A 23,183-nucleotide genomic window follows, 5' to 3' on the forward strand; every position below is an offset into this window, starting at 1 on the left:
GCGGTTCGCTGCTGATGCACCGCGCTCCCGCTCTGCCTTGTGCAGACGGGAGCGTTTTTCATTGATCAAGAAACGACTTGCGCAAGCTCGTATCAGGCATGGTGTTTTCTCGATAGAAATGCCCGCTGTGCATCCTGGTCTGCGTCAGTTCTACAAGATTTTCAGGTCTGCTCTTCATGACTTCCAAGCCTTCTCAACCCAAGAACGCCGCTGCCGGTACTGCCGTGCCCAACGCTCCTGCCCTGTGGCAACAGCTGGATGCAGTGGCCAAGGCCTTGCACGGCATCCTGGGTGGTCAGTCCAGCAAGGCTGTGCTGGCACAGGTGCCGCAGCGCTTGCGTCCGGGAGTGCAGGCCTTGCTGTTCCAGGTGCTGCGCAATCTGGGGCGTGCCCAGGCGCTGCAAAAGCAACTGGCGCCGCGCCCACCGGCACCCAAGGTCAGTGCCTTGCTGAGCACGGCGCTGGCTCTGGCCTGGGATGAGACCCAAGCCCCATATCCGCCCTTCACCCTGGTCAACCAGGCCGTGGAAGCCGCCAAGAACGGCGCGGCACGCGCGCAGTCCGGCTTCATCAACGCCTGCCTGCGCCGCTTTCTGCGCGAGCGCGATGCCCTGGTGAGCGCGACCGACAACGATCCCGTGGCCGTCTGGAATCACCCCGCATGGTGGATTGCCCGGCTCAAAAAAGACCATCCCCAGGATTGGCAGACCATTTTGGCGGCCAACAACGCCCAGCCGCCCATGACGCTGCGGGTGAATGCACAGAAAAGCACTCCAGCTCAGTACCAGAAGACGCTGGAAGCCATGAATCTGAAAGCGACCGCAGTCGCCGAATGCGGTCTGCAGCTGGAGCAGGCGGTGCCTGTGCAGGAGCTGCCGCAGTTTGAAGAAGGTTGGGCCTCGGTGCAGGACGGCGCGGCACAGGCCGCTGCACCGCTGCTTCTGGCTGGCTTGCCCCAGCCCCAGGGCCGCCCGCTGCGCGTGCTGGATGCCTGTGCTGCACCCGGCGGCAAGACTGCCCATCTGCTTGAGCGCGCTGTGCCCGGCGGCATCGAAGTCACGGCCCTGGAGATCGACCCCGAGCGGGCTCGCCGCATCGGTGAAACCCTGTCGCGCCTGGGCTTGAAGGCCAAGGTGCTGGTGGCCGATGCGTCCGCGCCCCAGGCGTGGTTTGAATCGCAATGTGGCGGTCAGCTCTTCGATGCGATCTTGCTCGATGCGCCTTGCACGGCATCTGGCATTGTGCGTCGCCAGCCCGATGTGCGCTGGCTGCGCCGTGAGAGCGATGTGGCCCAGCTGGCAGACATCCAGTCCAGGCTGCTCGATACCCTGTGGCCGCTGCTGCAGCCCGGCGGCCGCATGGTCTATTGCACCTGCTCGGTCTTCAAGGCAGAGGGCGATGCCCAGATGCAAGCGTTTCTTGCACGCAACACTACGGCGGCCAGCTTGCCTGCTCCGGGTCATTTAATTCCCGGCAAAGCTGCCAAACACGATTCCGTGGCAGACAATCCCCTGGGTGACCACGACGGCTTTTTTTACGCTCTGCTGGAAAAATTGCGCTAACGCTGTAGCGGGGGCCTTGCGGCGTGCGGCCCGTGCAGCTTCGCTGGTGCTGGCGCTGTCCCTGGTTTTCGTGCTGGCCCGGGCCGATACCGTGCCGCCGGATATCAGCTCCATGCAGGTCACGCGTACCGACGAGGGGGTGTTTCTCTCGGCCAATCTGCAGTTCGAGCTGCCCGGTCAGGTTGAAGATGCCCTGCGCCAGGGCATTCCCATGTATTTCATTGCCGAGGCTCAGGTGCAGCGCGAGCGCTGGTACTGGTCCGATCAGCAATTGGGCGTCGCCACCCGCTATTACCGCATTACGCACCAGCCGCTGACCAGGCGCTGGCGTTTGCATATCTCCAATTCCGCCTTCACCGGCGGCAGCGGCACCGGACTGGCGCTGGGCCAGTCCTACGAGCAGCTGGAAGATGCCATCGCAGCCATTCAACGCATTTACCGCTGGAAGATTCTGGAGTCCGGTCAGCTCGGCTCCACTTCCGGCGTCTCGGTGCAACTGCGCTTTCGCGTAGATCTGTCGTCCCTGCCCAGACCTTTGCAGATTGGGGCTCTGGGGCGCTCGGGCTGGAATCTGCAGCTGTCGCGCACGCAGACGCTGGAGGCCGCTCCCTGATGGCTGACATCAAGCTCCCGGACGGCGAAGCCGGCGGCTCCTCTGCCGCGCGCTGGTCGCGCGCCACGCGCTGGGCCGTTGGCACGGGCGTGGCGCTGATGGTGGTGGTTGGGGTGCTGCTGCTGTTCCTGCTGACCCTGGCCACGAATAACCGGCTGGCCTATGAGCGCAACTACAACTGGCTGTTTGCCGCCAATGTCGTTGTGGCCGGATTGCTGCTGCTGGTGCTGTTCTGGGGCGGCTTGCGCCTGGCTCTGCGGCTCAGGCGCGGGCGTTTTGGCAGCAAGCTGTTGCTCAAGCTGGCGGGCATCTTCACCTTGGTGGGCTTGCTGCCGGGCTTGTTGATCTATGTGGTGTCCTACCAGTTCGTCTCACGCTCCATCGAGAGCTGGTTCGACGTCAAGGTCGAAGGGGCGCTGTCCGCCGGCGTGAGCCTGGCCAGTGCCACGCTGGATACCGTGGCCAATGACATGGCCAACAACACGCGCACGGCAGGCCTTCAGCTGTCTCAGACTTCGGATGCAGGGGCGGCACTGATGCTGGAGCGCATCCGAGATCAGATCGGAGCCTCCGATGTGGTGCTCTGGAATGCATCAGGCAAGGCCATTGCCAGTGCCGGTCAGTCTCAGTTCAGCCTAGCACCTGAGCGGCCCAACACCCAGCTGCTGCGCAGCTTGAGGGAGCAGGGCGGTCAGCGTGCCGTGGCCAGCATCGAAGGCCTGGATGATGCCGGCGACGTGCCTGCCGATCAGGCCGCGGCCAACGCCAAGGTGCGCACACTGGCGCTGGTGCCCAGCTCGGCGGTGAATCTGTTGGAGGAGGCTCGTTATCTGCAGGCCACGATTCCCCTGCCGCAAGCCCTGGTCAGCAATGCCCTGGCCGTGCAGGAGGCCAATCGCGAGTATCAGGAGCGAGCACTTGCTCGTGGTGGATTGCAGCGCATGTATATCGGTACTCTGACGCTGGCACTCTTTCTGGCCGTGTTTGGGGCCGTGGTGCTGGCCGTGGTGCTGGGCAACCAACTGGCCAAGCCCTTGTTGTTGCTGGCCCAGGGCATGCGCGATGTGGCGCGTGGAGATCTGCGCCCCAAGCCTGCGCTGCAGAGCAAGGACGAGATTGGCGGGCTGACGCGATCCTTTGCCGTCATGACCCAGCAACTGGCCGACGCACGCTCCGACGCCAACCGCAACCTGCTGCAGCTCGATGCGGCGCGCAGCAATCTGCAGACCATTCTGGACAACCTTACTTCGGGCGTCATCGTGCTCGATCGCTCCGGGCGCATCGTCCTCAGCAACCCTGGTGCAACACGCATTCTGCGTGCGCCCATGGCGGTGTTCCAGGGCAAGCGCCTGCGCGATGTCTCTGGCTTGCAGGACTTTGCGCGCGTGGTGCAGGAGCAGTTCGAGATCTTTCTCGGCGATGCTTCGGCCGAGCAGGGGAGGGACCGCTGGCAGCAGGTCTATGAGCTGGACGCGGGCAACGGCAACGGCGATGTGGTGCACAACACCACCAGCCTGGTCATGCGCGGCGCGGAGCTGCCCGACGACCAGCGTCTGCTGGTGTTTGACGACATCTCGGAGATCGTCTCTGCCCAGCGCGCACAGGCCTGGGGTGAGGTGGCGCGCCGCGTGGCGCATGAGATCAAGAATCCGCTGACGCCGATTCAGCTGTCTGCCGAGCGTCTGGCGATGAAGCTGACCGACAAGCTGCAGCCTGCGGAGCAGGCGCTGCTGGCCAAATCCGTGAAGACCATCGTCGATCAGGTGGGGGCCATGAAGCGTCTGGTCGATGAGTTTCGCGAGTACGCACGTCTGCCGGCTGCCAATCTGCAAGCGCTGGATTTGAATGCACTGGTCGCGGAGGTGCTGCAGCTCTATGGCGAAGAGAATGCGGCGGTGCGAGTGGAGGCATCGCTCGACGAAGCCTGTCCGCTGATTCAGGGCGATAGCCAGCAATTGCGTCAGGTCATCCACAATCTTTTGCAAAATGCGCAAGATTCCACCGCGCAAAGAGCGCAGGAAACAGGGCAGACTCCAGGATCCGTCACCATCGAAACCCGCTGGATGGACACGGCCCAGCGTGTGCGCCTGAGCATCAGCGACAGTGGCACAGGTTTTGCTCCCAATATTCTTCAAAGAGCCTTCGAGCCCTATGTGACCACCAAGTCTCGCGGCACAGGTCTGGGCTTGGCAGTGGTCAAAAAAATCGCCGATGAACATGGCGCAAGAGTGGACCTGGGTAATCGAGAGGAAGACGGGGTAGTGCAAGGCGCGCGAGTGTCGCTATCATTTGTACCTAACGACCGTGCGGGGGCGGCTTGATCCCGCTTCGCACAAGGCATAGCAACAGGCTTTAGACACATGGCAAACATACTAGTGGTCGACGACGAACTGGGGATCCGGGATTTGTTGTCGGAAATCCTCAACGACGAAGGTCATAGTGTGGACGTGGCGGAGAACGCCACGCAGGCACGCGTATCCAGGGCAACCCACAACTACGATCTGGTGCTGCTGGACATCTGGATGCCGGACACCGACGGCGTCACCCTGCTCAAGGAATGGGCCACGGCCGGTCAGCTCACCATGCCCGTCATCATGATGAGCGGTCATGCGACCATCGAAACGGCCGTCGAGGCAACGCGCATCGGTGCACTGTCATTCCTCGAAAAGCCCATCACCATGCAGAAGCTGCTCAAGGCGGTGGAGCAGGGGCTGGCGCGCAGCACGGCCAGCCAGGGCCCGGAAACTACAGCGCATGCCAGCAACGGCACGGCGCCATCGGCCGTGGTCAGCATCACGGCCCAGGCGGCGGAAGACAATCTGCCCAACTCGCACCAAGGATTCGATCTCGACCGCCCCTTGCGCGAGGCGCGCGACGGCTTTGAAAAAGCCTATTTCGAATTCCACCTGGCACGCGAAGGCGGCTCCATGACGCGCGTGGCCGAGAAGACCGGCCTGGAGCGCACCCACCTGTATCGCAAGCTGCGTCAACTGGGCGTGGACCTCGGGCGCAATCGCCGCGGATAATTTCCAAAAAAATCGCAGTTTTCGATTTGGGGTCGAAAAGTGTGCCTATAATCGTGGCTTCGGTGCTCAAGGGTGCTGATAAATGGCCCGGTAGCTCAGTCGGTAGAGCAGAGGATTGAAAATCCTTGTGTCGGCGGTTCGATTCCGTCCCAGGCCACCAGATTCTAAGCCCTGGATCAGCAATGATCCAGGGCTTTTCTGCATACGGACCTGCTCTTTTCGGCTGCATTGCAGACCGGCGAATGCATTCGGGCTGGAATGCCCAGGCGGGGCAGGAAGCGGAAAAAATATGCCTATAATTGCAGCTTCAGCAAATTCAAGTTGCTGAACAGCAAAGGCCCGGTAGCTCAGTCGGTAGAGCAGAGGATTGAAAATCCTTGTGTCGGCGGTTCGATTCCGTCCCAGGCCACCAGATTCAAAGCCCCAGATCAGCAATGATCTGGGGCTTTTCTCATTGCAGTCTCGGAATGTCCGCAATGGGCTTTGGGTAATAAAAAGCAGAGCGGATTGCGCTTGTCTTTGCTTGATTTCAAGGCATTTCAGTTCCAGTTTGCTTTGTTGGTATGCGCAACCAGCTTTTCATTTGATAGCGCTTGCATGCTGCCGTTAAGCTTGCAGCTTTCATCGTGCACAGACAGGCACAGGAGCGCGTGTGACAGCAGAGCAGCAATCAAGGGCGTCGCAACCGGCAGCTAACTGGCAGCCGGGCCTGATCGCCATTCACGGCAACCAGACCGAGGCGCTGGCCGATACCGTGCTGGCCTGGCTGGCGGCGCATCCCTTGCAGGCGCTGGAGCCCGAGATCGTGCTGGTGCAAAGCAACGGCATGGCCGAGTGGTTCAAGATGCGCATGGCCGAACAGCAGGGCGTGTGCGCCGCTGCACAGGTCGAATTGCCGGCGCGCTTTGTCTGGCGCAGCTACCGGCAGATTCTGGGCAGGCATGAGGTGCCGCGTGAATCGCCGCTGGACAAGACGCCCATGATCTGGCGCCTGATGCGTCTGCTGCCGCAATGCCTGGGCGAGCCTGCGTTCGCACCGATTGCCAACTTTCTGCGCCCTGGCGAGCCGCAGCGCCTGCTGCAGCTGGCCGAAAAGCTGGCCGACCTGTTCGACCAGTACCAGATCTACCGCGCCGACTGGCTGGCCGCCTGGGAGAAGGGCGAGGATGTGCTGCGTACAGCGGGCCGCCCCGATGCGCCCGTTCCCGAAGGGCAGCTCTGGCAGCCCCAGCTGTGGCGCAAGGTACTGGACGAACTCGATGAGCAGGAGCGTGCCGCCACCCGCCCGGTCCTGCTGGCGCGGATTCTGGACGCGCTGCAAAGCGGCCAGCCGCCCGTTACGCCGCTGGCGCGCCGCGTGGTGGTGTTCGGCATGAGCCAGATGCCGCTGTCTTTGATGCAGTTTTTGAGCGGCATTGCCCAGCACAGCCAGGTGCTGATTGCCGTGCCCAACCCCTGCCGCTTTCACTGGGCCGATGCCATCGACGGGCGCGAGCTGCTGCGCCAGCAGCGCCGCCGTCATGCCGACAAGGGCGGCAAGGACCTGGCGCAGATTCCGCTGGCGGCCATGCACGCCCATGCCCATCCGCTGCTGGCGGCATGGGGGCGGCAGAGCCGCGACTATGTGCGCCAGCTCGATGCCTTCGACACCACGGGGGACACGGCCGTGCAATGGGGCTGGCCGCGTGTGGATGTGTATGACGAGGCCGACGCGAGCGAGCTGATCGACGCACCGCTGCTGACCCAGGTGCAGCAGCGCATTCGCGATCTGGTGCCCATGTCGGAGCACCCTGTGGTCGAGATCGCAGCGGCCGACCAGTCCATCGTCTTTCACAAGGCCCATGGCCTGGTGCGCGAGCTCGAAGTGCTGCACGACCAGCTGCTGCAATGGCTGGCCGAGCCTGCCGCGGCAGGCCACGCAGCGCTGGCGCCGCGCGAGGTAGTGGTCATGCTGCCGTCGATCGAAGAGGCTGCACCCGCCATCCGCGCCGTGTTCGGCCAGTACGGCCGCCACGATGCGCGCCATATTCCGTTTGATATCGCCGACGTGGGCGCGCGTGCCAGCAGTCCGCTGGTGACGGCGCTGCAATGGCTGCTCAAGCTGCCGCAGCAGCGCTGCCGTCTGAGCGAGTTGTGCGATCTGCTCGATGTCCCCGCCGTGGCGGCGCGCGTGGGTCTGGCGGCCGACGATCTGCCTCAGCTCACGCACTGGATGGCCGGGGCGGGCATTCGCTGGGGGCTCAACCATGCGCAGCGCGCACAGTTGGGCCTGGCGGCCTGCGGTGATCCCAACAGCGCCTGGTTCGGCCTGCGCCGCATGCTGCTGGGCTATGCCAGCGGGCCGGCGCTGGAGGCCGCCTTCGACGAGGCACAGGTGTTTGCCGGCATGGAGCCCTATGACGAAGTGGGCGGCCTGACGGCCGAGCTGGCCGGATCGCTGGCCAGCTTGCTGGGGCGCATGCTGCAATGGTGGCAAACCGCCGGCGAGGCGGCTGCCCCCCAGGCCTGGGCGCAGCGCTTTCGTGCACTGCTCGATGATTTCTTTGTCGCGCAGGGCGATGAAGACCAGGCCTTGTGCGCCGCACTCGACACGGCCCTGGTCGGCTGGCAGGCTGCCTGCGAGCAAGCGGGTTTTGAGGCCCTCATTCCGCTGGAAGTGGCACAGGAAGCCTGGCTGCAGGCCCTGTCCGAGCCCGCGCTCAACCAGCGCTTTCGCGCCGGCGGCGTGACTTTTTGCACGCTGATGCCGATGCGCGCCATTCCCTTCGACGTGGTGTGTCTGCTGGGCATGAACGATGGAGACTACCCGCGCCGTGCCACGCGCGTGGATTTCGATCTGATGGCTTTGCCCGGGCAGCAGCGTCCCGGCGACCGCGCGCGCCGCGACGATGACCGCCAGCTGATGCTGGATGCCTTGCTGTCGGCCCGCAGCAAGCTCTATATCAGCTGGGCCGGTCGCCATGTGCGCGACAACAGCGAGCAGCCCCCCTCGGTGCTGGTCTCGCAGTTGCGCGACTATCTGAGCCAGGGCTGGCAGGGCGAAGGCAGCGCAGGACTTTCCGCCAGGGAGCGAGGGGGTCTGCTGCTGGCCCAGCGTACCCGGCAGCATCCTTTGCAACCCTTCAGCCGCCGCTATTTTGAGCAGGCTTCGGGGCTTTCGACCTTCGCGCGCGAATGGTATGGCGCGCATGAAGAGTGGGACGCGCAGGTGCTGCCTGTTGTGGCTGCCTTCGAGCCCGATCCCGAAGTGCCGCTGACGCTGGCGCGCCTGACGGAATTTCTGCGCCATCCCGCACGCAGCTTTCTGCGCAACCGCCTGCAGGTGCGCTTTGAGCAGGACGAGGAGCTGTTGGAGGACGACGAGCTTTTCAGCGTCGATGGCCTGACCGCCTACGGCCTGATTCAGCAGCTGCAGCAAGGCGTGCGCACGCAGCTGGCGCATGATGCCGCGTTGGACGTGGGCCTGCAGGTGCAACGTCAGGTGCAGCGCCTGGGGCGTGCCGGCGTGTTGCCGCTGGCAGGGCTTGGCAGGCGCGAGGCCGAGGCCTTGCAGGCCCAGGCCACGCCGTCGTTGCTGGCCTGGCAGCAGCAGATGCGGCTATGGCCCCATGCGGCGCCGCGCGAGCGTTTGCTGCTGCACTCCGATGCGGTCACGCTGGATGACTGGATGGATGGCTTGCAGGAGCGTGAAGAGCCGTCTTCGGATGCGGGCCACAGCCGTTGCTGGTTCGCGCTGGAGCCGCGCACGCTGCTGAACAAGAAAGGCGAGCTTCAGGCCCACAAGCTGCTGCCCATTTATGTGCGCAGTCTGGCGCTTTCAAGCAGGGGCAGCGACACGCTGATGGGCGTGATCGCACGCGACACCCTGGTCTGGGTGCAGCCGCTGGAGCCGGAGGCGGCCACGCAGCGCCTGCAAGCCTTGATGCAGCTGTGGCTGGCGGGCCAGAACGAGCCCTTGCCGCTGCCTCTCAGAAGCGCCATCGCAGCCGGTCGTGACGATCCGAGCGCCGCCGCACAGGCCTACGAGGGCGGCTACATGCTGGGCGGCGAATGCGAAGACCCCAGCTGGGCGCGCTGCTACCCAGACTGGGAGGCGCTGACGGCTGATCTGCGCTTTCATACCCTGGCCAAGCAGGTCTATGGCCCGCTGCATGACTGGCTGGCCGCGCAGGTGCAGACGGAGGATCTGCCCTTGATGCAGTGCGCAGAACAGAACGAACAACCAGGAGAGCCGGCATGAGCGCGCCCGCCAACCCGATGAAGCCCGGCAGCCAGGCGCTGCAGCCCCTGCATTTCCCGCTCTGGGGTTCGCGCCTGATCGAAGCCAGCGCGGGTACAGGCAAGACCTGGACCATTGCCGCGCTCTATCTGCGGCTGGTATTGGGCCATGGCGTCGAGAACGGTTTTGCCAGGCCCTTGATGCCGCCCGACATTCTGGTGATGACCTTCACGCGGGCCGCCACGCGCGAGCTGTCGGACCGCATTCGCGCACGCCTGATCGAGGCCGTGCAATGCTTTCGCGGCGAGGCCGAACCGGCGGCGCACGACAGCTTCCTGCGCGATCTGCGCGACTCCTATGCCGAAGGCGAGCAGCGTGACACCGCTGCCTGGCGGCTGGACATGGCTGCGCAGTGCATGGACGATGCAGCCATCCACACCATAGATGCCTGGTGCCAGCGCATGCTGCGCGAGCATGCTTTCGACAGCGGCAATCTGTTTGATGAAACGCTGGAGGCCGATGAAAGCCAGCGTCAGACCGAGGCTGCCCAGGATTACTGGCGCCAGCAGTGCTACCCGCTGTCGGGCGAGATGCTGGAGACGGCACTGCAGGTCTGGCCCGATGTGCAGGCCCTGGTCAAGGATATGCAGTCGCTGCTGCGTGAAAACATAGCCGCCACGGCGGGCGCCGGTACGCTGGGAGACTGCATTGCGCAGACGCAGGCGCAGCGTGAGCAGCAACTGCGAATGCTCAGTGATGGCTGGGAGCAAAAAGCACAGCAATTGGAAGACTGGCTGGACGGCCAGTTGGCCACCAACAAAAGTGCTTGGAATGGTTTGAAGCTCAAGCCTGCCAACTACAAGAACTGGCTGAAAGCTTTGCGGGAGTGGGCTGCCGCGCCGCACGATGGGCTGGCGGCGGCGATGAAGACGGGGGCCACCCGTTTGGTTCCTGCCGGGCTGGATGAAGCGCGCAAGGGTGATGCGCCGGTGGAGCTGCCCCCCGCATCTGCCGAGCTGGAGCAGCTGCTGCAAGCCCTGGCGCAGCTGCCTTCCCTCCATGTAGCGCTGCGCCTTCATGCGGCAGTCCACGTGCAGCAGCGCCTGCTGTGGCTCAAGCGCCAGGCCGGCACTTTCGGTTTTGCCGATATGTTGCAGCGCCTGGATGCGGCTCTGGCTGGCGACAACGGCCCCGCGCTGCAAGCCGGCATCCTGGCCCAGTACCCGGTGGCGCTGATTGACGAGTTTCAGGATACCTCGCCGCTGCAATACCGGCTGTTCGACCAGATCTATCGCACGGCAGACAACAGCGCGGACAGCGCACTGCTGCTGATCGGCGACCCCAAGCAGTCCATCTACGGCTTTCGTGGTGCGGACATCTACAGCTATCTGCAGGCCAGGCAGGCGACCGAGGGCCGCCACTATGTGCTGGACACCAACTTCCGCTCCACCGAGGCGTTGGTCGATGCGGTCAACCAGTGGTTTGTGCAGGCTGAAGTGCGCGAAGGCGAGGGTGCGTTCATGTTCCGCGCCGGGCAGAGCAATCCGCTGCCGTTCGAGAGCGTCAAGGCCAATGGCCGCAAGGAGCGGCTGATGCAGGGCAGCCAGCGCATGGCAGCGTTGACCATTGCCTGGGATGGCAGCAGCGATGAGCCGCTGAGCAATGACGACATTCGCCGCCGTGGGGCGGAGTTCTGCGCCAGCCAGATCGTGCAGTGGCTGATGGACGGTGCCACGGGCTTTGCCGAGGCCGGCCAGCCGCTGCAGCGCCTGCGCCCGGCCGATGTCGCGGTGCTGGTGCGCACGGGCAAGGAGGCCACTGCCGTGCGCCGTGCGCTGGCGCGGCGCAATGTGGCGTCGGTCTACCTGTCCGATCAGGACTCGGTCTTCGCCAGCGGCGAGGCACAGGATCTGCTGCTGTGGCTGCGTGCCGTGGCAGCGCCTCTGGACGGACTGGCCGTGCGTGCCGGTCTGGCCACGCCCATGATGGGGCTGTCGTTTGACGAGCTCGCATGGCTGGCCAGCGATGACGAGGCCTTCGATGCGCGCAGCGAGCTGCTCAAGGAGCTGCACAGCCTCTGGCTGCGCCTGGGCGTGCTGGCCATGCTGCGCCAGACGCTGTACCGCTTTGAATTGCCGGCGCGCTGGCTGAAGGACATGGGCGGCGAGCGCCGTCTGACCAACTATCTGCACCTGGCCGAGCTGCTGCAAGGCGTCAGTGCCCAGCTGGAGGGCGAGCAGGCGCTGATCCGCTGGCTGGCCACCCAGATCGAGAGCCCGGGCGCGGCCGGCGATGCTCAGATCGTGCGGCTGGAATCGGATGCCGATCTGGTCAAGGTCGTCACCGTGCACAAGAGCAAGGGGCTGGAGTACCCGCTGGTCTGCCTGCCGTTTGGCGGCAGCTTCCGGCCTGTGGACGGCAAGGCAGCCTATCTTTCGCTGCCCGTGCAGATCGATGGCGCACCCGCGCGCGAGCTGGTGCTGGACTATGACGATGCACAGCTGGCGCAGGCCGACAAGGAACGTCTGCGCGAGGATCTGCGCCTGCTGTATGTGGCGCTGACCCGCCCGCGCCATGCGCTGTGGATGGGGCTGGCCCCCATGAAGCGCGGCAACAGCAAAAACTGTGCGAACGAACAGGGTGCGGCAGGCTATCTGCTGGCCGGAGATGTTTCGCAGGCCGCAGCCAGCTGGCGCGCCAGCATCCAGGCCCTGAGCGAGCGTTGCACGCAGATCGCCGTCGTGGATCTGCCGGCCGAACTGCCCGTGCCCACGCGCTATGTTGCCGCGCAGGCCTTGCCCGCCCTGGCCGCCGCGCCCGTGTACGAGGCGCAGTTCGACCGCCGCTGGGGCATTGGCAGCTTTTCGTCGCTGACCCGCGCCATGGCCGCACCCAGCCTGCCGGTCCTGCCGGTGGCCGCACAAAGTCCCGCCGAGGACGAGTGTGCGCTGCAGGCCCTGGAGGCGGGTGAAGCTGCGCTGGACCCGGGCGTCATCAACGAGGTCATGACCGCCCTGCCCAACTTGACCGGATTCGCCGCCGGTGCGCGCAGCGATGCTGCGGTGTGGCACCGCTTCATGCGCGGCCCGGTGGTGGGCAATTTCTTGCACGACCAGCTGGAATGGCTGGCCGCTGAGGACTTTGCGCTGCAGCCCGAGGATGATCCCGACAACAGTGAACCCCTGGCGGCCCGCCTGCTGCGCCGCTGCGAGCGCGCGGGCCGCAAGGAGCAGGCCGCCGATGTGCTGCAGTGGCTGCGCGCAGTGGTGCATCAGCCGTTGGCGCCGCTCGGCGTCTCGCTGGCGCAGCTGGGCGAAGGTGATGCGCTATTGCCCGAGATGGAGTTCTGGCTGCCGGCGCGGCGCCTGTCGGCACCGCGTATCGACGCGCTGTGCCGCCGGCACATCCTTGCCGGCCAGCCGCGCCCGGTGCTGCCCGAGCGCGAGCTGCACGGCATGCTGATGGGCTTTGCCGATCTGGTGTTTCACCATGGCGGTCGTTACTGGGTGCTGGACTACAAGACCAACCACCTGGGCCAGGACGGCGCGGCCTACGCCCCTCAGGCGCTGGAGCAGGCCATGCTCGAGCACCGCTATGACGTGCAGGCTGCGCTGTATCTGCTGGCTCTGCACCGCCTGCTGCAAAGTCGGCTGGGCGCGGCTTACGACCCCCGCGAACAACTGGGCGGCGCGCTCTACTTCTTCCTGCGCGGTCTTGATGGCGAGGCCGCCGGCATGCATGTGCTGAAGCCGCCGCTGGCGCTGCTGGACGGGCTTGAGGCGCTGCTTGGCGACTGCGAGAAAGAATCGAAGGAGGTGCAGCCATGAAGGGCCGCCGCAAAGCCGATCTGCAGACGCTGGACCTGTTTGCAGCTCCCGCGGATGGCGACACGATTGCACTAGGCACGACGGACTGGCTGGCCGCGCTGGAGCGACTGGCCGATGCGGGTCTGCTGCGCCGCCTGGACAGCGCCCTGGCGGCCTTTGTCGCCGCGCAGGACGCAGAGGCCGGGCCTGCGCTGCTGGTGGCCACCGCCGTGCTGGCGCAGATGGAGGGGCGCGGACACAGCTGCCTGCCCCTCCAGGCGCTGGCAGGCGATCCCAATCAGATTCTTGCCTGGCCCAAGGAGGCAGAGCGCCTGCAGCAATCGCTATGGGAGCAATTGCCCGGCCGGTTGGCTGACTGGCTGCAGGCCCTGCGTCGCAGCCCCGTGGTGCGTGTCGTGCAGCCGGGAACGGTAGCGGCAGACCGAGGTCAGCCGCTGGTGCTGTTGGACGGCGCTGCGCCCTTGCTGTATCTGCGCCGCTACTGGGACTATGAGCGCAGCGTGGCCGCCCATATGGCGCAGCGTACGGCGGCCGATGCTGTGGCGCTTGACGAGCCCAGGGTGCGCGACTGGCTGGGGCGGCTTTTCAGCTCGTCCGCAGCTGCCGCAAATGCGGTGGACTGGCAAAAGCTGGCTTGCGCGCTGGCGCTGCGGGGGCGCATGTCCGTCATCACCGGCGGGCCGGGCACGGGCAAGACCTATACCGCTGCCCGCCTGCTGGCGCTGCTGTTTGCCACGGCGCCGGATGCCGCGCAGCTGCGCGTCGCGCTGGCTGCGCCAACCGGCAAGGCGGCGGCGCGGCTCAAGCAGTCCATCGATAGCTCGCTGCTGGAGCTGAAGGAGGCCGTGGGCCGAGAGCTGGATCTGGAAGCGCTGGTCAAGCGCATGGGGGCGGCACGCACCCTGCATTCGCTGCTGGGGGCCAGGCCTGACACGCGGCGCTTTGCCCACCATGCAGGCAATCCGCTGGATGTGGATGTGCTCATTGTCGATGAGGCCTCCATGATCCACCTCGAGATGATGGCCGCGCTGCTGCAGGCCCTGCCGCCCACGGCGCGCCTGATTCTGCTGGGCGACAAGGATCAGCTCGCTTCGGTGGAGGCCGGTGCCGTGCTGGGCGATCTGTGCCGCGATGCGCAGCGGGGCAATTACGCGCCGGACACCGCGGCCTATGTCGAGCGCGTGACGGGCCAGTCTCTGCTTGCGCAGTACCTGGCGCCGGCCAGGGCCTTGCCGCTGGCCCAGCACACTGTCATGCTGCGCGAGAGCCGCCGCTTTGGCGGCCCTATCGGTCAGCTGGCACAGGCCGTGAATGCCGGCGATGCACCGGCTGCCATGGCGCTGCTGCGCACGCAAACCCAGGCTGGTCAGCATGCCGAACTCTGGGCACGTGAAGGCGGTGAGGTCGATGCCGTGGTGCGCAGCGCCGTGCAAGGCCGTGGCGGCATGGCCAGCTATGCCGCTTATGCCGAGGTGCTGGAAAGACATGGGCAGGGCAAGGGGCGCGGCTTTGCCACCGAGGCCGAGCACCGGCAATGGGTGAGGGAGGTGCTGGCCGCCTTCGACCGCTACCGCCTGCTGTGCGCCGTGCGCGATGGCAGCTGGGGAGTGGCGGGCCTGAACCGCGCGGTGGAGCAGGCCTTGCAGGCCATGGGCGTCATTCGCAAGGAGGGCGAGTGGTATATGGGCCGTCCGGTGATGGTCACACGCAACGATGCGCAGCTGGGCGTGTTCAATGGGGACATCGGCATGGTCCTGCCCAGCTTTGCCGACCCGGCGCGGCTGCGCGTGTACTTCATGCAGGGCGAACATCTGCACCATGTCAGCACGGCGCGCCTGGCCCATGTGGAGACCGCATTTGCCATGACGGTGCACAAGAGCCAGGGTTCGGAGTTCGAGCACACGGCTTTGGTGCTGGCCGCGCAGGGCGGCAACGTGCTCAGCCGCGAGCTGGTCTATACCGGCATCACGCGGGCGCGCAAGGCGTTCTCGCTGTGGGCGGAAGCTCCCGGCCTGCTGGCGTCGGCGATGGGCAGTCCCACGCAGCGCAGCAGCGGTTTGCTGGGATTCATGGAGAGTGCTCGGTAGCTTGTAGGTGAGATTCTGATTTGATGGCTGCTGCCGCAATCCAGGTAAGCGCTGGAGTGCTGATTCCGCTCAATCTATACAGGCTCCCCATCTGGCCTTGCTCGAAGTGATGGGTCTGTGGCACTGGCGCAGTCCAGGCGCGAGACGGCCAGCAAGTGCCGCCCCGCAGCCAAGGTCGTCGTCCCCCTTTGGGGAAAGACGCGAAGCGGCTCAGGGGAGATCAGTGCTCGTAAACCGCTTCCCAGTTGGCAAATCCCTTGACCTCGATGGGATTGCCGCAGGGGTCGGTGAAGAACATGGTCCACTGCTCACCGGGCTCGCCTTCGAAGCGCACCTGAGGCTCCAGAATGAAGGCCGTTCCAGCGGCTTTGAGGCGTTCGGCCAGGGCCAGCCAGTCGGGCTTGAGCAGGATCACGCCCAGGTGGGGCATGGGCACCATGTGGTTGCCGACCTTGCCGGTATTGCTCACGGCAAAGGGTTGGCCCAGGTGCAGGGAGATCTGGTGGCCGAAGAAGTCGAAATCGACCCAGGTGTCGGTACTGCGGCCTTCGCGGCAGCCGAGGACGCCGCCGTAGAAACGGCGGGCCTGGTCGAGATCGGTGACGTGGTAGGCAAGATGAAAAGCGCTTTGCATGATGGGGCCGAGCGTAGCATCACCGGGCCCGTACCCGGCACGCTTCAGCGCGCAGCCTTGGCCTGCATGCGTGCCATCAGCTCCTCGGTGTTGCTCTTGCGGTCGGCGTTGACCTTTTGCACCGTGGGGCGTTCGCTCATGCGGGCCAGATAGTCGCGCACCGGCAGTTCGGCCAGCAAATCGCTGCCGCCCACGATCTTGCAGGCGCTGCTGACCAGCGGCAGATGCACGATGGCGCTGCAGTCGGCCAGCGTGAAGCTGTCGCCCGCGATGAACGGGGTATCGAAGCGGGCCAGCTTGGCAAAGGCTGCGATGTTCTTTTTCAACTGCTCCAGCGTCTTGTCGCGTGTGCCGTCACTGATCTTGCCGCCGAAGAAGGCCTGGGGATAGAGGTTGCGCGCCACCAGCTCCAGGTGCAGATTCAGATAGACGCAGAGTTCGCGGACCTTGGTTGCGGCAAAGGGGTCTGCGGGCAGCAGCGGCACCTTGCTGGACAGTGTTTCCACATATTCGATGATGGCGTCGGACTCGCTGATGGCGCCATGCTGGGTGCGCAGATACGGCACCTTGCCCAGCGGAGATTCCTCGGGGTTGGTGCTGCCAAGCCAGGCCAGTTCCTCGGCGAAGGGAATCTGCTTTTCCATCAAGGCCAGCTTGACCTTGTTGTAGTAGTTGCTGGCTGAAAATCCGCACAAAGTCAGCATGCTTGTCTCCTGATCGGTGGTTGTGAATAGGTATACGTGGCCAGTTATCGTAGAGGCAAGTGGCGCAAGCCCTGCGTCGCCAACCGGATAGCGGGCCGGCTTCTACAATCGCTCCATGCATTGGCGCGCGCTCCCTCCTCGGCACAAACCGGCAGCCCTTCTGGCTCGCTGGGTGCTGGGTGCGTGGTTCTGCGTGCTGCTGGTCAGCATGCTCACGCCCTGGGCGCGCGCCACGCCGCCTGCCGGCTGGGAGCCTGTGTGCACGGCCAGCGGCAGCACACACTGGGTGCCCAGCCCTGCCAGCGACGATGCCGCCACCCCGCATGGACTGGATTGCGCGCTGTGCCTGCCGCTGCTGGCGCCGCCGCCAGCGCAGCAGGCAGATCCTGGCAGTCACCGCGCCGTTGTCGATGCCCGGCCCTGGGCCGATGTCGCTCACAGAGCTTTTGTCTCCACCCTGCCGCCCGTACGTGCGCCGCCCTTTGAAACCCTGAAAAACATAGCTGAGGGCGCTTGATGGTCAAGCGTCTCAGATCGATTTGAGATTGACACGACTTATGCAAATCGGGCTTAAGCAAGGGCTTGGTTTCAAGGGGACCATCTTGATGCACCCTTGTTTGCGTAAGTCCAGACTGAATTTGAATGGAGATGGTTTCATGAATACGCGTCGTTTTACCGTGATGGCCCTGGGTTCGCTGGTCGCTTCGCTGCTGGTTTCGGGGGCCGCCTGGGCCCATGCCGATGCGGCCCATGTCAAGGTCGAGAACGCCTGGGCCCGCGCCAGCGTGGCGGGTCAGCAGGCTTCGGGGGCCTTTATGCGCCTGACGGCCCAGGAGCCGCTCAAGCTCGTCGGTGTGGAAACCACGGCCGCCGCCGTGGCCGAGGTGCACGAGATGAAGATGGAGGGCGACGTGATGCGCATGCGCGCCATCGAGGCCCTGGATCTGCCCCAGGGCGTGGCCGTGGATCTCAAGCCCGGCGGCTATCACCTGATGCTGCAGCAGCTCAAGGCCCCGCTGGTCAAGGACAGCCAGGTGCCCGTGACCCTGGTGTTCAAGGATGCCAAGGGCGCAGTGTCGCGCCTGAGCCTGCAGCTGCCGGTGCGCGTGGCTGCCCCTGCGGCGGCTGGTGCCGGGCACCAGCACATGGGTCATGGTGGTCATCAGCATTGATGACTTGAGCCAGGCGCGCGACCTGCTCCCTTGTTTGCAGCAAACATCGCAAGTGCAGTAAGCTAGTTCCGTGTCCGGTCCCGTCCGGATGCGGATTCTGGTATCCATCCCTGCAGTGGAGAGCACTATGAGCGGCGACGCATCGGCATTTGGTTTCGGCAAGTTCATTCCCGGCTTTGATTTTCTGCAGGGGCTGGCGCAAAGCGCTGGCGCTGCAGCCAATCCCATGGGCCGCGTGCCGCAATGGGTGGCTCCCACCGTAAGCGTGGAAGAGGTTGACAAGCGCATCGCCGAGCTGAAAGCCGTGCAGTTCTGGCTGGAACAAAACAGCCGCGCCCTGACTGCCACCATCCAGGCGCTGGAAGTGCAGCGCATGACGCTGTCCACGCTCAAGGACATGAATGTCAGCATGAGTGAGCTGGCCAAGTCCTTTCCTTTCCCCGGTGCAGCGCCGGCAGAGCCCGCTGCGACCGGCAATACCGGCTGGCCCATGGGGGCCGCCACGGCCGCGCCAGCCGCCGAGCCTGCGGCAGAGCCGGAGCCTGAAGCAGAGCCCGCAGCGGCCGAGGCCGACAGCCGGACCCAGGCGGGCCCCTCTTCTCAGGCCGCCCTGAGCCAGGCCATGCAATGGTGGGGAGCGCTGACCCAGCAGTTTCAGCAGATCGCGGCCAAGGCCATGGCCGAGCCCGTGCCGCCCGAGACGCTGGCGGCCGCCCAGCGCGCCACCGAGATGGCCAGCGGTTTTGCCAAGTCCACCATGGAAAAGGTGATGGCGCAGGCTGGCGGCTTTGGCACTGCAGCTGCGGCGAAAACTGCGGAAAAGAATGCGGCAAAGAGCGCCGCGACAGCTGAACCCAAGCCTGCACGCAAGGCTGCGGCCAAGACCGGTCAACCCAAAACGGCAGCGAGCAAGACCGCAGCCGCTAAAAAAACTGCTGCCAAGCAGCCTGCCGCCAAAAAGACTACAGCCAAAACCTCTGCTACCTCGCGCAAGCCCTGAGCAATCCCTTCCCGCTAAGGTGGAAAATCGTGGTTGCAAGGCATCCACGCTCCAGCAAGAACAGGAGGGCTTATGTCACTGTTTCCCGTCGCTCATGCCAGCCATGAAGACTGGCGCGCTGCGACTGAGCAAGTCGTGCTGCAGCTGCGTGGGCAGTTGCTGCGCCAGTCACTGCAGCCGCATCGGCTGGGTCTGGTCTATATCGCGCAGGGGCTGGTGCCTCATGCGCAGCCCTTGCTGGCGCTGTTGGCGCGCGAGTTGCCCCAGGTTACCGACTGGGTGGGCAGCTCCGGTCACGCCGTACTGGCCATGGAGCATGAGTATTCCGAAAGCTCCTCGCTGGCGGTCATGCTGCTGGACCTGCCCGCAGCCCATTACCGCGTCTATTCCGGCGTGGCACCGCTGGCGCAAAGTGGCGCCGAAGCCGGATTCGAGGCGCATTCGGCCCTGGTGCACTCCAGCATCGATCAGCCTGATCTCGCTGAGCTGCTGCTGGAGCTTTCCGAGCGCATCAGCTCTGGAAATCTGTTCGGGGCGCTCAGCAGCGAGCAGGGCGTGCAGTTTGCCTGCCGCACCGAAGATCTGCCCCGCTTGCGTGCCCAGGCCAGCGTCGGCATCTTTCATGCCGGCTTTTCCGGCGTGGCCTTCGATGCTGACGTAGCCTGTATTTCAAGACTGGCCCAGGGCTGCGCGCCTTTGGGCGCGGGGCTCGAAATTACCGAGGCCAGAGGCCCGGTGGTGCTGGAGCTCGAAGGCGAGCCCGCCTTGCCCCGACTGCTGCAGATGCTGGATGTGGAAGCCAGCCCCAGCGCCGGAGGCGGCTGGCAGGCTGCGTTGTCGCAGCTGCGCAAGACCCAGGCCGCGATTGCCCCGCTGGGCCGGGGTCTGGAGCGCGGGGCGCTCACCGACGAGGCCCAGGTGCTGCATATTGTGGGGCTGGATCCGGTGCGCCAGGGCGTTGCGCTGTCGTCGCCCGTGGAGGCCGAGCATACGGTGATCTTCTGCCAGCGCCAGAGCAGCGCGGCCCGTCATGAGCTGATGCAGATGGGCGCGGCCCTCAAAGACGCGCTGCAGCCCGACTTTGCCGATGCCGGCCCCGAGACCATGGCCGAGGCGGCCCAGCCCCAGCATATACGCGGTGCCATCTATGTGAGCAGCAAGGGACGGGGCAGCGAGCTTTTTGGCGGCGCCGATGCCGAGCTCAAGCTGCTGCGCCATGCGCTGGGGCCGGTGCCTCTGATCGGCCTGGTGGCCGAGGCACAGCTGATGGATGCGCATGTGCATCAGCTGGCCGGCGTGCTGACGGTGTTCACCGGCAAATAGCCTGAGATTTGATAGCTGCTAGCGCTTGATTCAAATAGGTTTTAGGAGATATTTGTTCTGAGATTACGGTTTTAATTGCGCAAGCTGCTATCAAAAAAGAAAAGCTGTGCCAAAAACCGGCACGGCCTGAAACCAGTGACAGCAAGCAAGCGCCGCCGCGCAGCGACGCTGTCGTCCCCCTCCCGTAGCGCGCAGCGCGTAGAGAGAGGGGGAAGGCGCTGGGCCGCCTAGGCAAAGCGACTCAGGGGGTGGCGTAAATTTCCACGCCCAGATTCAGCATCAGGCGGTTCGCCCAGCCGAACAGTGCGGCCGAGTGCAGCATGTCCAGAATTTCCAGATCGGTCAGACCTGCATCGCGCAGCGGTTGCAGATCCTGCGGGCCAAAGCTGCCCGGCGCACGCGTCAGTGTCAGCGAAGCCTGGATGATGGCGCGCTCGCGGGCATTGGTGCCGGCGGTCTCGGGCTCGTCAAACAGCTGGGCCATCACATCGTTGCGCTTGGCCAGCTGCTCGAAGCGCTGAGCGTGCACCGATGCGCAGTACACGCAGCCGTTGGAGCGCGAGACGGCAGTGGCCGCCACTTCGCGCTCGGCGCGGGAAAGGCCGCCGGGTGCATACATGATGGCGTTGAAGGCCTGGGAGCGCTCCAGCAGCACCTGGGGCTGACGCGCCAGCAGCAGATAGAAGTCCATGCTCTTGGCCTTGGGGTGGCTGACTTCCAGCACCTGCTGCTGCTCGGGCGTTGCGGTGTCGGGGTCCAGCACCTGCAGCCAGGCCTTCCAGTCCAGCGTCTCGCTGGTAAAGCCGTTGCGGCGCAGCGGCTCGCCGGGCGGCGGCAGATTGGCGGGGTGGACAAAGGGCGCGGCATCGGCAGGCTGGGGGGCCGGCGCTTCGGTCGCGCCGCCCAGCTCTCCCATGGCCTTCACACCCGCCAGCAGGCGGGCCTGATACGAGACAAAGCCGATCAGCTGGGCCAGCAGCACGGTGTCGTTGAGCGACAGGCCGGCGGCCGGAATGGCCAGCAGCGCGGCCTGATCGCTCTGGGCCGGGTTCAGGGCCAGCGTGCGCACAAAGTGCAGCATGGCGTCCAGGCGCGCATTGCCGGTCTGGGCACCGGGCTGATCGAGGATGGAGCGAAGCTCGGGCGTGATAGCGTCGCCCAGGGTCTCGGCGCGCGCACGGTATTCGGCTTCCAGCATGCTCACGCCGCTGACGCGGGCCTGCTCGGCAGCCAGCACCAGGCGCTCGGCCTGGGTCAGATCGCTGTCCAGCTGATTGCCCAGCAGCAGGTCTTCGCAGGCCTGGGTGGCCAGAGCGACTTTTTCGCGCTCGTGGCGAGTGGTGAATGTGGGGCTGCCCTGTTCGAGGCCGGCCAGTCGGTCTATGGTGTCTGTCATGCGAAGTCTCTTGATTTAGGGTTGCAGCTGCCGGATGCGCGCAGCGCTGTCGGCTGCGGTCCATTCCGTGCCATCCAGTTCGGGCTCGGCATAGGCCTTGAGCTTGTCGAAGTGCTGCTCGATATCGTCCAGATAGAACAGCGAGGCCAGGCCCTGGGCCAGCTTGCGCGCCCCGTCGCTGATGGCGGGAATATCGCCCGACACCGTGCCGTGCGAGAGCGCAGCGGGGTAGCAGAAGCAGTGAATCCGGTCGAGACCGGGAAGGTCGCCCTGGAACTCGAACAGCGGGCCCAGATCTGGCGATGCCGACAGCTCGGCATCCTCATCGCCGGTCTCGGGCGTGAAGCGGCTGTTCCACAGCTTTACATGGGCAGCGATGTCCGCAAATTCGGGACGCAGGCTCCAGTCGATGGCAAAGCCTGTGGAGACGATGAGAAAGTCCAGCACGAACACGCCGGCCGAGGTCTGCACTTGCAGCTTGTTGCCTGCTTTTTCCACGCTCTGCACCGCGCAGCCCAGGTTGAAGAAGGCGTTGTCATGGCGCGAGACACGCAGCGTGCTGCCGTGCGGCGGCGGCACTTGCTGGGCGTTGATGTAGTGGCGGATGCGCCATTTCCATGCATCGGGCAGCAGATACTGACCGTGGGTCAGACCGGGCACGCCCGAGCCCTTGGACTTGTTGATCAGCGGCAGCTGCTGGCGGCGGATCAGCATGTCCACGCTGGCCGCGCCGTTTTCGAGAGCCGTCGCGGCGCTGTCCATGGCCGAAGCCCCGGCACCGACCACGCCCACATGCTTGCCCGCCAGCGTGGCGTAGTCCATGGCGTCGGAGGAATGGGCCCAGAACTTCCTGTCCACGCCCCGCATGAAGGCGGGAACCGTGGCGCCGCCCAGGCCGTCGCGGCCTGTGGCCAGCACCAGGCGGCGGGTTTGCCAGGTGGCGGTCACGCCATTGGCCCTGACATCGACTTCCACCACGCCATCGGCCTGCGGGCGCACGGCAATGACTTCATGGCCGTTGCGCACATCGGCGTTGGTCACGCGGCGGTACCAGCGCAGATAGTCCATCCACTGCAGGCGCGGGATCTTGTCCAGCGCCGTCCAGGCATCCAGACCGAACTGGGCGATGAACCAGGCGCGAAAGGACAGAGCTGCAACCCCCATGGCAGGGCCGGTCAGCTCCTTGGGCGAGCGCAGGGTTTCCATGCGCGCCGTGGTGGCCCATGGGCCTTCGAAGTCTGGCGCGGACTTGTCCAGCAGCACAGGCTTGATGCCGACCTGCTGCAGCGCCATGTTGAGCGCGAGACCGGCCTGGCCGGCGCCGATGACGAGCACGTCATGCACCGGCAGTCCCTTGCGCGTGGAGGGAGGAATCCAGGCCTTGGCAGGCCAGCCCAGAGTGACGAAGTCGTCACGCAGGCGCTCTTCCAGCACTGCAAGCCCCGTGGCGGCGCCTGCCGTAGAAGTTGAATAAGACATAGCTAAAACCCAAAAGCGCCTGAGGCTTGAGCCGCAGACGCATCAAACAAACACCGATAACTTAACACTGCTTGAACCGAAGCAGGACCAAGTGAGAGACACCGAGGAAGGGCCGCCCCGCACCGAGGGTGTCGTTCCTCT

Annotated in this window: 15 protein-coding genes and 2 tRNA genes; 13 read left to right on the forward strand and 4 right to left on the reverse strand. The window is 65.1% G+C overall.

The window, feature by feature from the left end; translation table 11 throughout:
* The first annotated feature begins 176 nt into the window (after window positions 1-176).
* The 9 genes from rsmB to recD all read left to right on the forward strand — a co-directional run bounded on the left by rsmB (window position 177) and on the right by recD (window position 15,334).
* Window positions 177-1,562, forward strand: a complete 1,386-nt coding sequence (rsmB, locus tag MPZ60_RS01805; protein ID WP_034359624.1) for a 16S rRNA (cytosine(967)-C(5))-methyltransferase RsmB — start codon at window positions 177-179, stop codon at window positions 1,560-1,562.
* Window positions 1,563-1,605: 43 nt separating this feature from the next.
* Window positions 1,606-2,175 (forward strand): DUF4390 domain-containing protein, encoded by a 570-nt coding sequence (locus tag MPZ60_RS01810; RefSeq protein WP_034359628.1) that lies wholly within the window; start codon window positions 1,606-1,608, stop codon window positions 2,173-2,175.
* Entirely contained in the window at window positions 2,175-4,496 is a 2,322-nt protein-coding gene (locus MPZ60_RS01815) for an ATP-binding protein (protein WP_012836793.1), read from the forward strand. The genes MPZ60_RS01810 and MPZ60_RS01815 overlap by 1 nt, the downstream gene beginning before the upstream one ends.
* A 39-nt stretch (window positions 4,497-4,535) precedes the next feature.
* Window positions 4,536-5,201, forward strand: coding sequence for a response regulator (locus tag MPZ60_RS01820; RefSeq protein ID WP_034359627.1), 666 nt, complete (start codon window positions 4,536-4,538; stop codon window positions 5,199-5,201).
* 84 nt (window positions 5,202-5,285) lie between these two features.
* Window positions 5,286-5,361, forward strand: a tRNA-Phe gene (locus MPZ60_RS01825).
* Between the two features lie 176 nt (window positions 5,362-5,537).
* Window positions 5,538-5,613: transfer RNA gene (locus tag MPZ60_RS01830), tRNA-Phe, on the forward strand.
* Window positions 5,614-5,853: 240 nt separating this feature from the next.
* Window positions 5,854-9,441 (forward strand): exodeoxyribonuclease V subunit gamma, encoded by a 3,588-nt coding sequence (recC, locus tag MPZ60_RS01835; RefSeq protein ID WP_034352950.1) that lies wholly within the window; start codon window positions 5,854-5,856, stop codon window positions 9,439-9,441.
* Window positions 9,438-13,247, forward strand: a complete 3,810-nt coding sequence (gene recB / locus MPZ60_RS01840; protein WP_034352954.1) for an exodeoxyribonuclease V subunit beta — start codon at window positions 9,438-9,440, stop codon at window positions 13,245-13,247. Before recC ends, recB begins: the two co-directional genes overlap by 4 nt.
* Entirely contained in the window at window positions 13,244-15,334 is a 2,091-nt protein-coding gene (gene recD / locus MPZ60_RS01845) for an exodeoxyribonuclease V subunit alpha (RefSeq protein ID WP_034352957.1), read from the forward strand. Before recB ends, recD begins: the two co-directional genes overlap by 4 nt.
* A gap of 220 nt (window positions 15,335-15,554) precedes the next feature.
* On the opposite strand, the gene MPZ60_RS01850 is transcribed toward recD, so the two are convergent.
* Window positions 15,555-15,968, reverse strand: coding sequence for a VOC family protein (locus tag MPZ60_RS01850; protein ID WP_034352961.1), 414 nt, complete (start codon window positions 15,966-15,968; stop codon window positions 15,555-15,557).
* A 44-nt stretch (window positions 15,969-16,012) separates the two neighbouring features.
* The gene (locus MPZ60_RS01855; protein WP_034352964.1) at window positions 16,013-16,672 is read right to left on the reverse strand and encodes a glutathione S-transferase; all 660 of its coding nucleotides are present in this window, start codon (window positions 16,670-16,672) and stop codon (window positions 16,013-16,015) included.
* A 115-nt stretch (window positions 16,673-16,787) separates the two neighbouring features.
* Here MPZ60_RS01855 and MPZ60_RS01860 point away from each other — a divergent pair, with 115 nt between their 5' ends.
* The 4 genes from MPZ60_RS01860 to MPZ60_RS01875 all read left to right on the forward strand — a co-directional run bounded on the left by MPZ60_RS01860 (window position 16,788) and on the right by MPZ60_RS01875 (window position 20,167).
* Complete coding sequence (locus MPZ60_RS01860; protein ID WP_034352967.1) at window positions 16,788-17,189, forward strand: hypothetical protein; 402 nt, start codon at window positions 16,788-16,790, stop codon at window positions 17,187-17,189.
* 139 nt (window positions 17,190-17,328) lie between these two features.
* Window positions 17,329-17,844, forward strand: a complete 516-nt coding sequence (locus MPZ60_RS01865) for a copper chaperone PCu(A)C (protein ID WP_034352970.1) — start codon at window positions 17,329-17,331, stop codon at window positions 17,842-17,844.
* 127 nt (window positions 17,845-17,971) lie between these two features.
* On the forward strand, window positions 17,972-18,844 hold the full coding sequence (locus tag MPZ60_RS01870) for a PhaM family polyhydroxyalkanoate granule multifunctional regulatory protein (protein ID WP_034352973.1): 873 nt from the start codon (window positions 17,972-17,974) through the stop codon (window positions 18,842-18,844).
* 72 nt (window positions 18,845-18,916) lie between these two features.
* Window positions 18,917-20,167 carry an FIST N-terminal domain-containing protein gene (locus tag MPZ60_RS01875; protein WP_034352976.1) on the forward strand — a complete coding sequence of 417 codons (1,251 nt, stop codon included), beginning with the start codon at window positions 18,917-18,919 and terminating at the stop codon, window positions 20,165-20,167.
* Window positions 20,168-20,408: 241 nt separating this feature from the next.
* On the opposite strand, the gene MPZ60_RS01880 is transcribed toward MPZ60_RS01875, so the two are convergent.
* Together MPZ60_RS01880 and MPZ60_RS01885 are read right to left on the reverse strand one after the other, a co-directional pair.
* Complete coding sequence (locus tag MPZ60_RS01880) at window positions 20,409-21,563, reverse strand: peroxidase-related enzyme (RefSeq protein ID WP_080746086.1); 1,155 nt, start codon at window positions 21,561-21,563, stop codon at window positions 20,409-20,411.
* Between the two features lie 15 nt (window positions 21,564-21,578).
* Window positions 21,579-23,042 carry an NAD(P)-binding domain-containing protein gene (locus tag MPZ60_RS01885; RefSeq protein WP_034352979.1) on the reverse strand — a complete coding sequence of 488 codons (1,464 nt, stop codon included), beginning with the start codon at window positions 23,040-23,042 and terminating at the stop codon, window positions 21,579-21,581.
* Between the last annotated feature and the right edge of the window lie 141 nt (window positions 23,043-23,183).

It is taken from the genome of Comamonas sp. 7D-2, assembly GCF_022749555.1.
Taxonomy (GTDB): Bacteria; Pseudomonadota; Gammaproteobacteria; order Burkholderiales; family Burkholderiaceae_C; genus Comamonas; species Comamonas thiooxydans.

Bases quoted from the DNA above. Each gene is read 5' to 3' on its own strand.
- rsmB (WP_034359624.1), top strand. From the start codon at position 177: ATGACTTCCAAGCCTTCTCAACCCAAGAACGCCGCTGCCGGTACTGCC.
- MPZ60_RS01815 (WP_012836793.1), top strand. From the start codon at position 2,175: ATGGCTGACATCAAGCTCCCGGACGGCGAAGCCGGCGGCTCCTCTGCC.
- MPZ60_RS01820 (WP_034359627.1), top strand. From the start codon at position 4,536: ATGGCAAACATACTAGTGGTCGACGACGAACTGGGGATCCGGGATTTG.
- recB (WP_034352954.1), top strand. From the start codon at position 9,438: ATGAGCGCGCCCGCCAACCCGATGAAGCCCGGCAGCCAGGCGCTGCAG.
- recD (WP_034352957.1), top strand. From the start codon at position 13,244: ATGAAGGGCCGCCGCAAAGCCGATCTGCAGACGCTGGACCTGTTTGCA.
- MPZ60_RS01850 (WP_034352961.1), bottom strand. From the start codon at position 15,968: ATGCAAAGCGCTTTTCATCTTGCCTACCACGTCACCGATCTCGACCAG.
- MPZ60_RS01855 (WP_034352964.1), bottom strand. From the start codon at position 16,672: ATGCTGACTTTGTGCGGATTTTCAGCCAGCAACTACTACAACAAGGTC.
- MPZ60_RS01860 (WP_034352967.1), top strand. From the start codon at position 16,788: ATGCATTGGCGCGCGCTCCCTCCTCGGCACAAACCGGCAGCCCTTCTG.
- MPZ60_RS01865 (WP_034352970.1), top strand. From the start codon at position 17,329: ATGAATACGCGTCGTTTTACCGTGATGGCCCTGGGTTCGCTGGTCGCT.
- MPZ60_RS01870 (WP_034352973.1), top strand. From the start codon at position 17,972: ATGAGCGGCGACGCATCGGCATTTGGTTTCGGCAAGTTCATTCCCGGC.
- MPZ60_RS01875 (WP_034352976.1), top strand. From the start codon at position 18,917: ATGTCACTGTTTCCCGTCGCTCATGCCAGCCATGAAGACTGGCGCGCT.
- MPZ60_RS01880 (WP_080746086.1), bottom strand. From the start codon at position 21,563: ATGACAGACACCATAGACCGACTGGCCGGCCTCGAACAGGGCAGCCCC.
- MPZ60_RS01885 (WP_034352979.1), bottom strand. From the start codon at position 23,042: ATGTCTTATTCAACTTCTACGGCAGGCGCCGCCACGGGGCTTGCAGTG.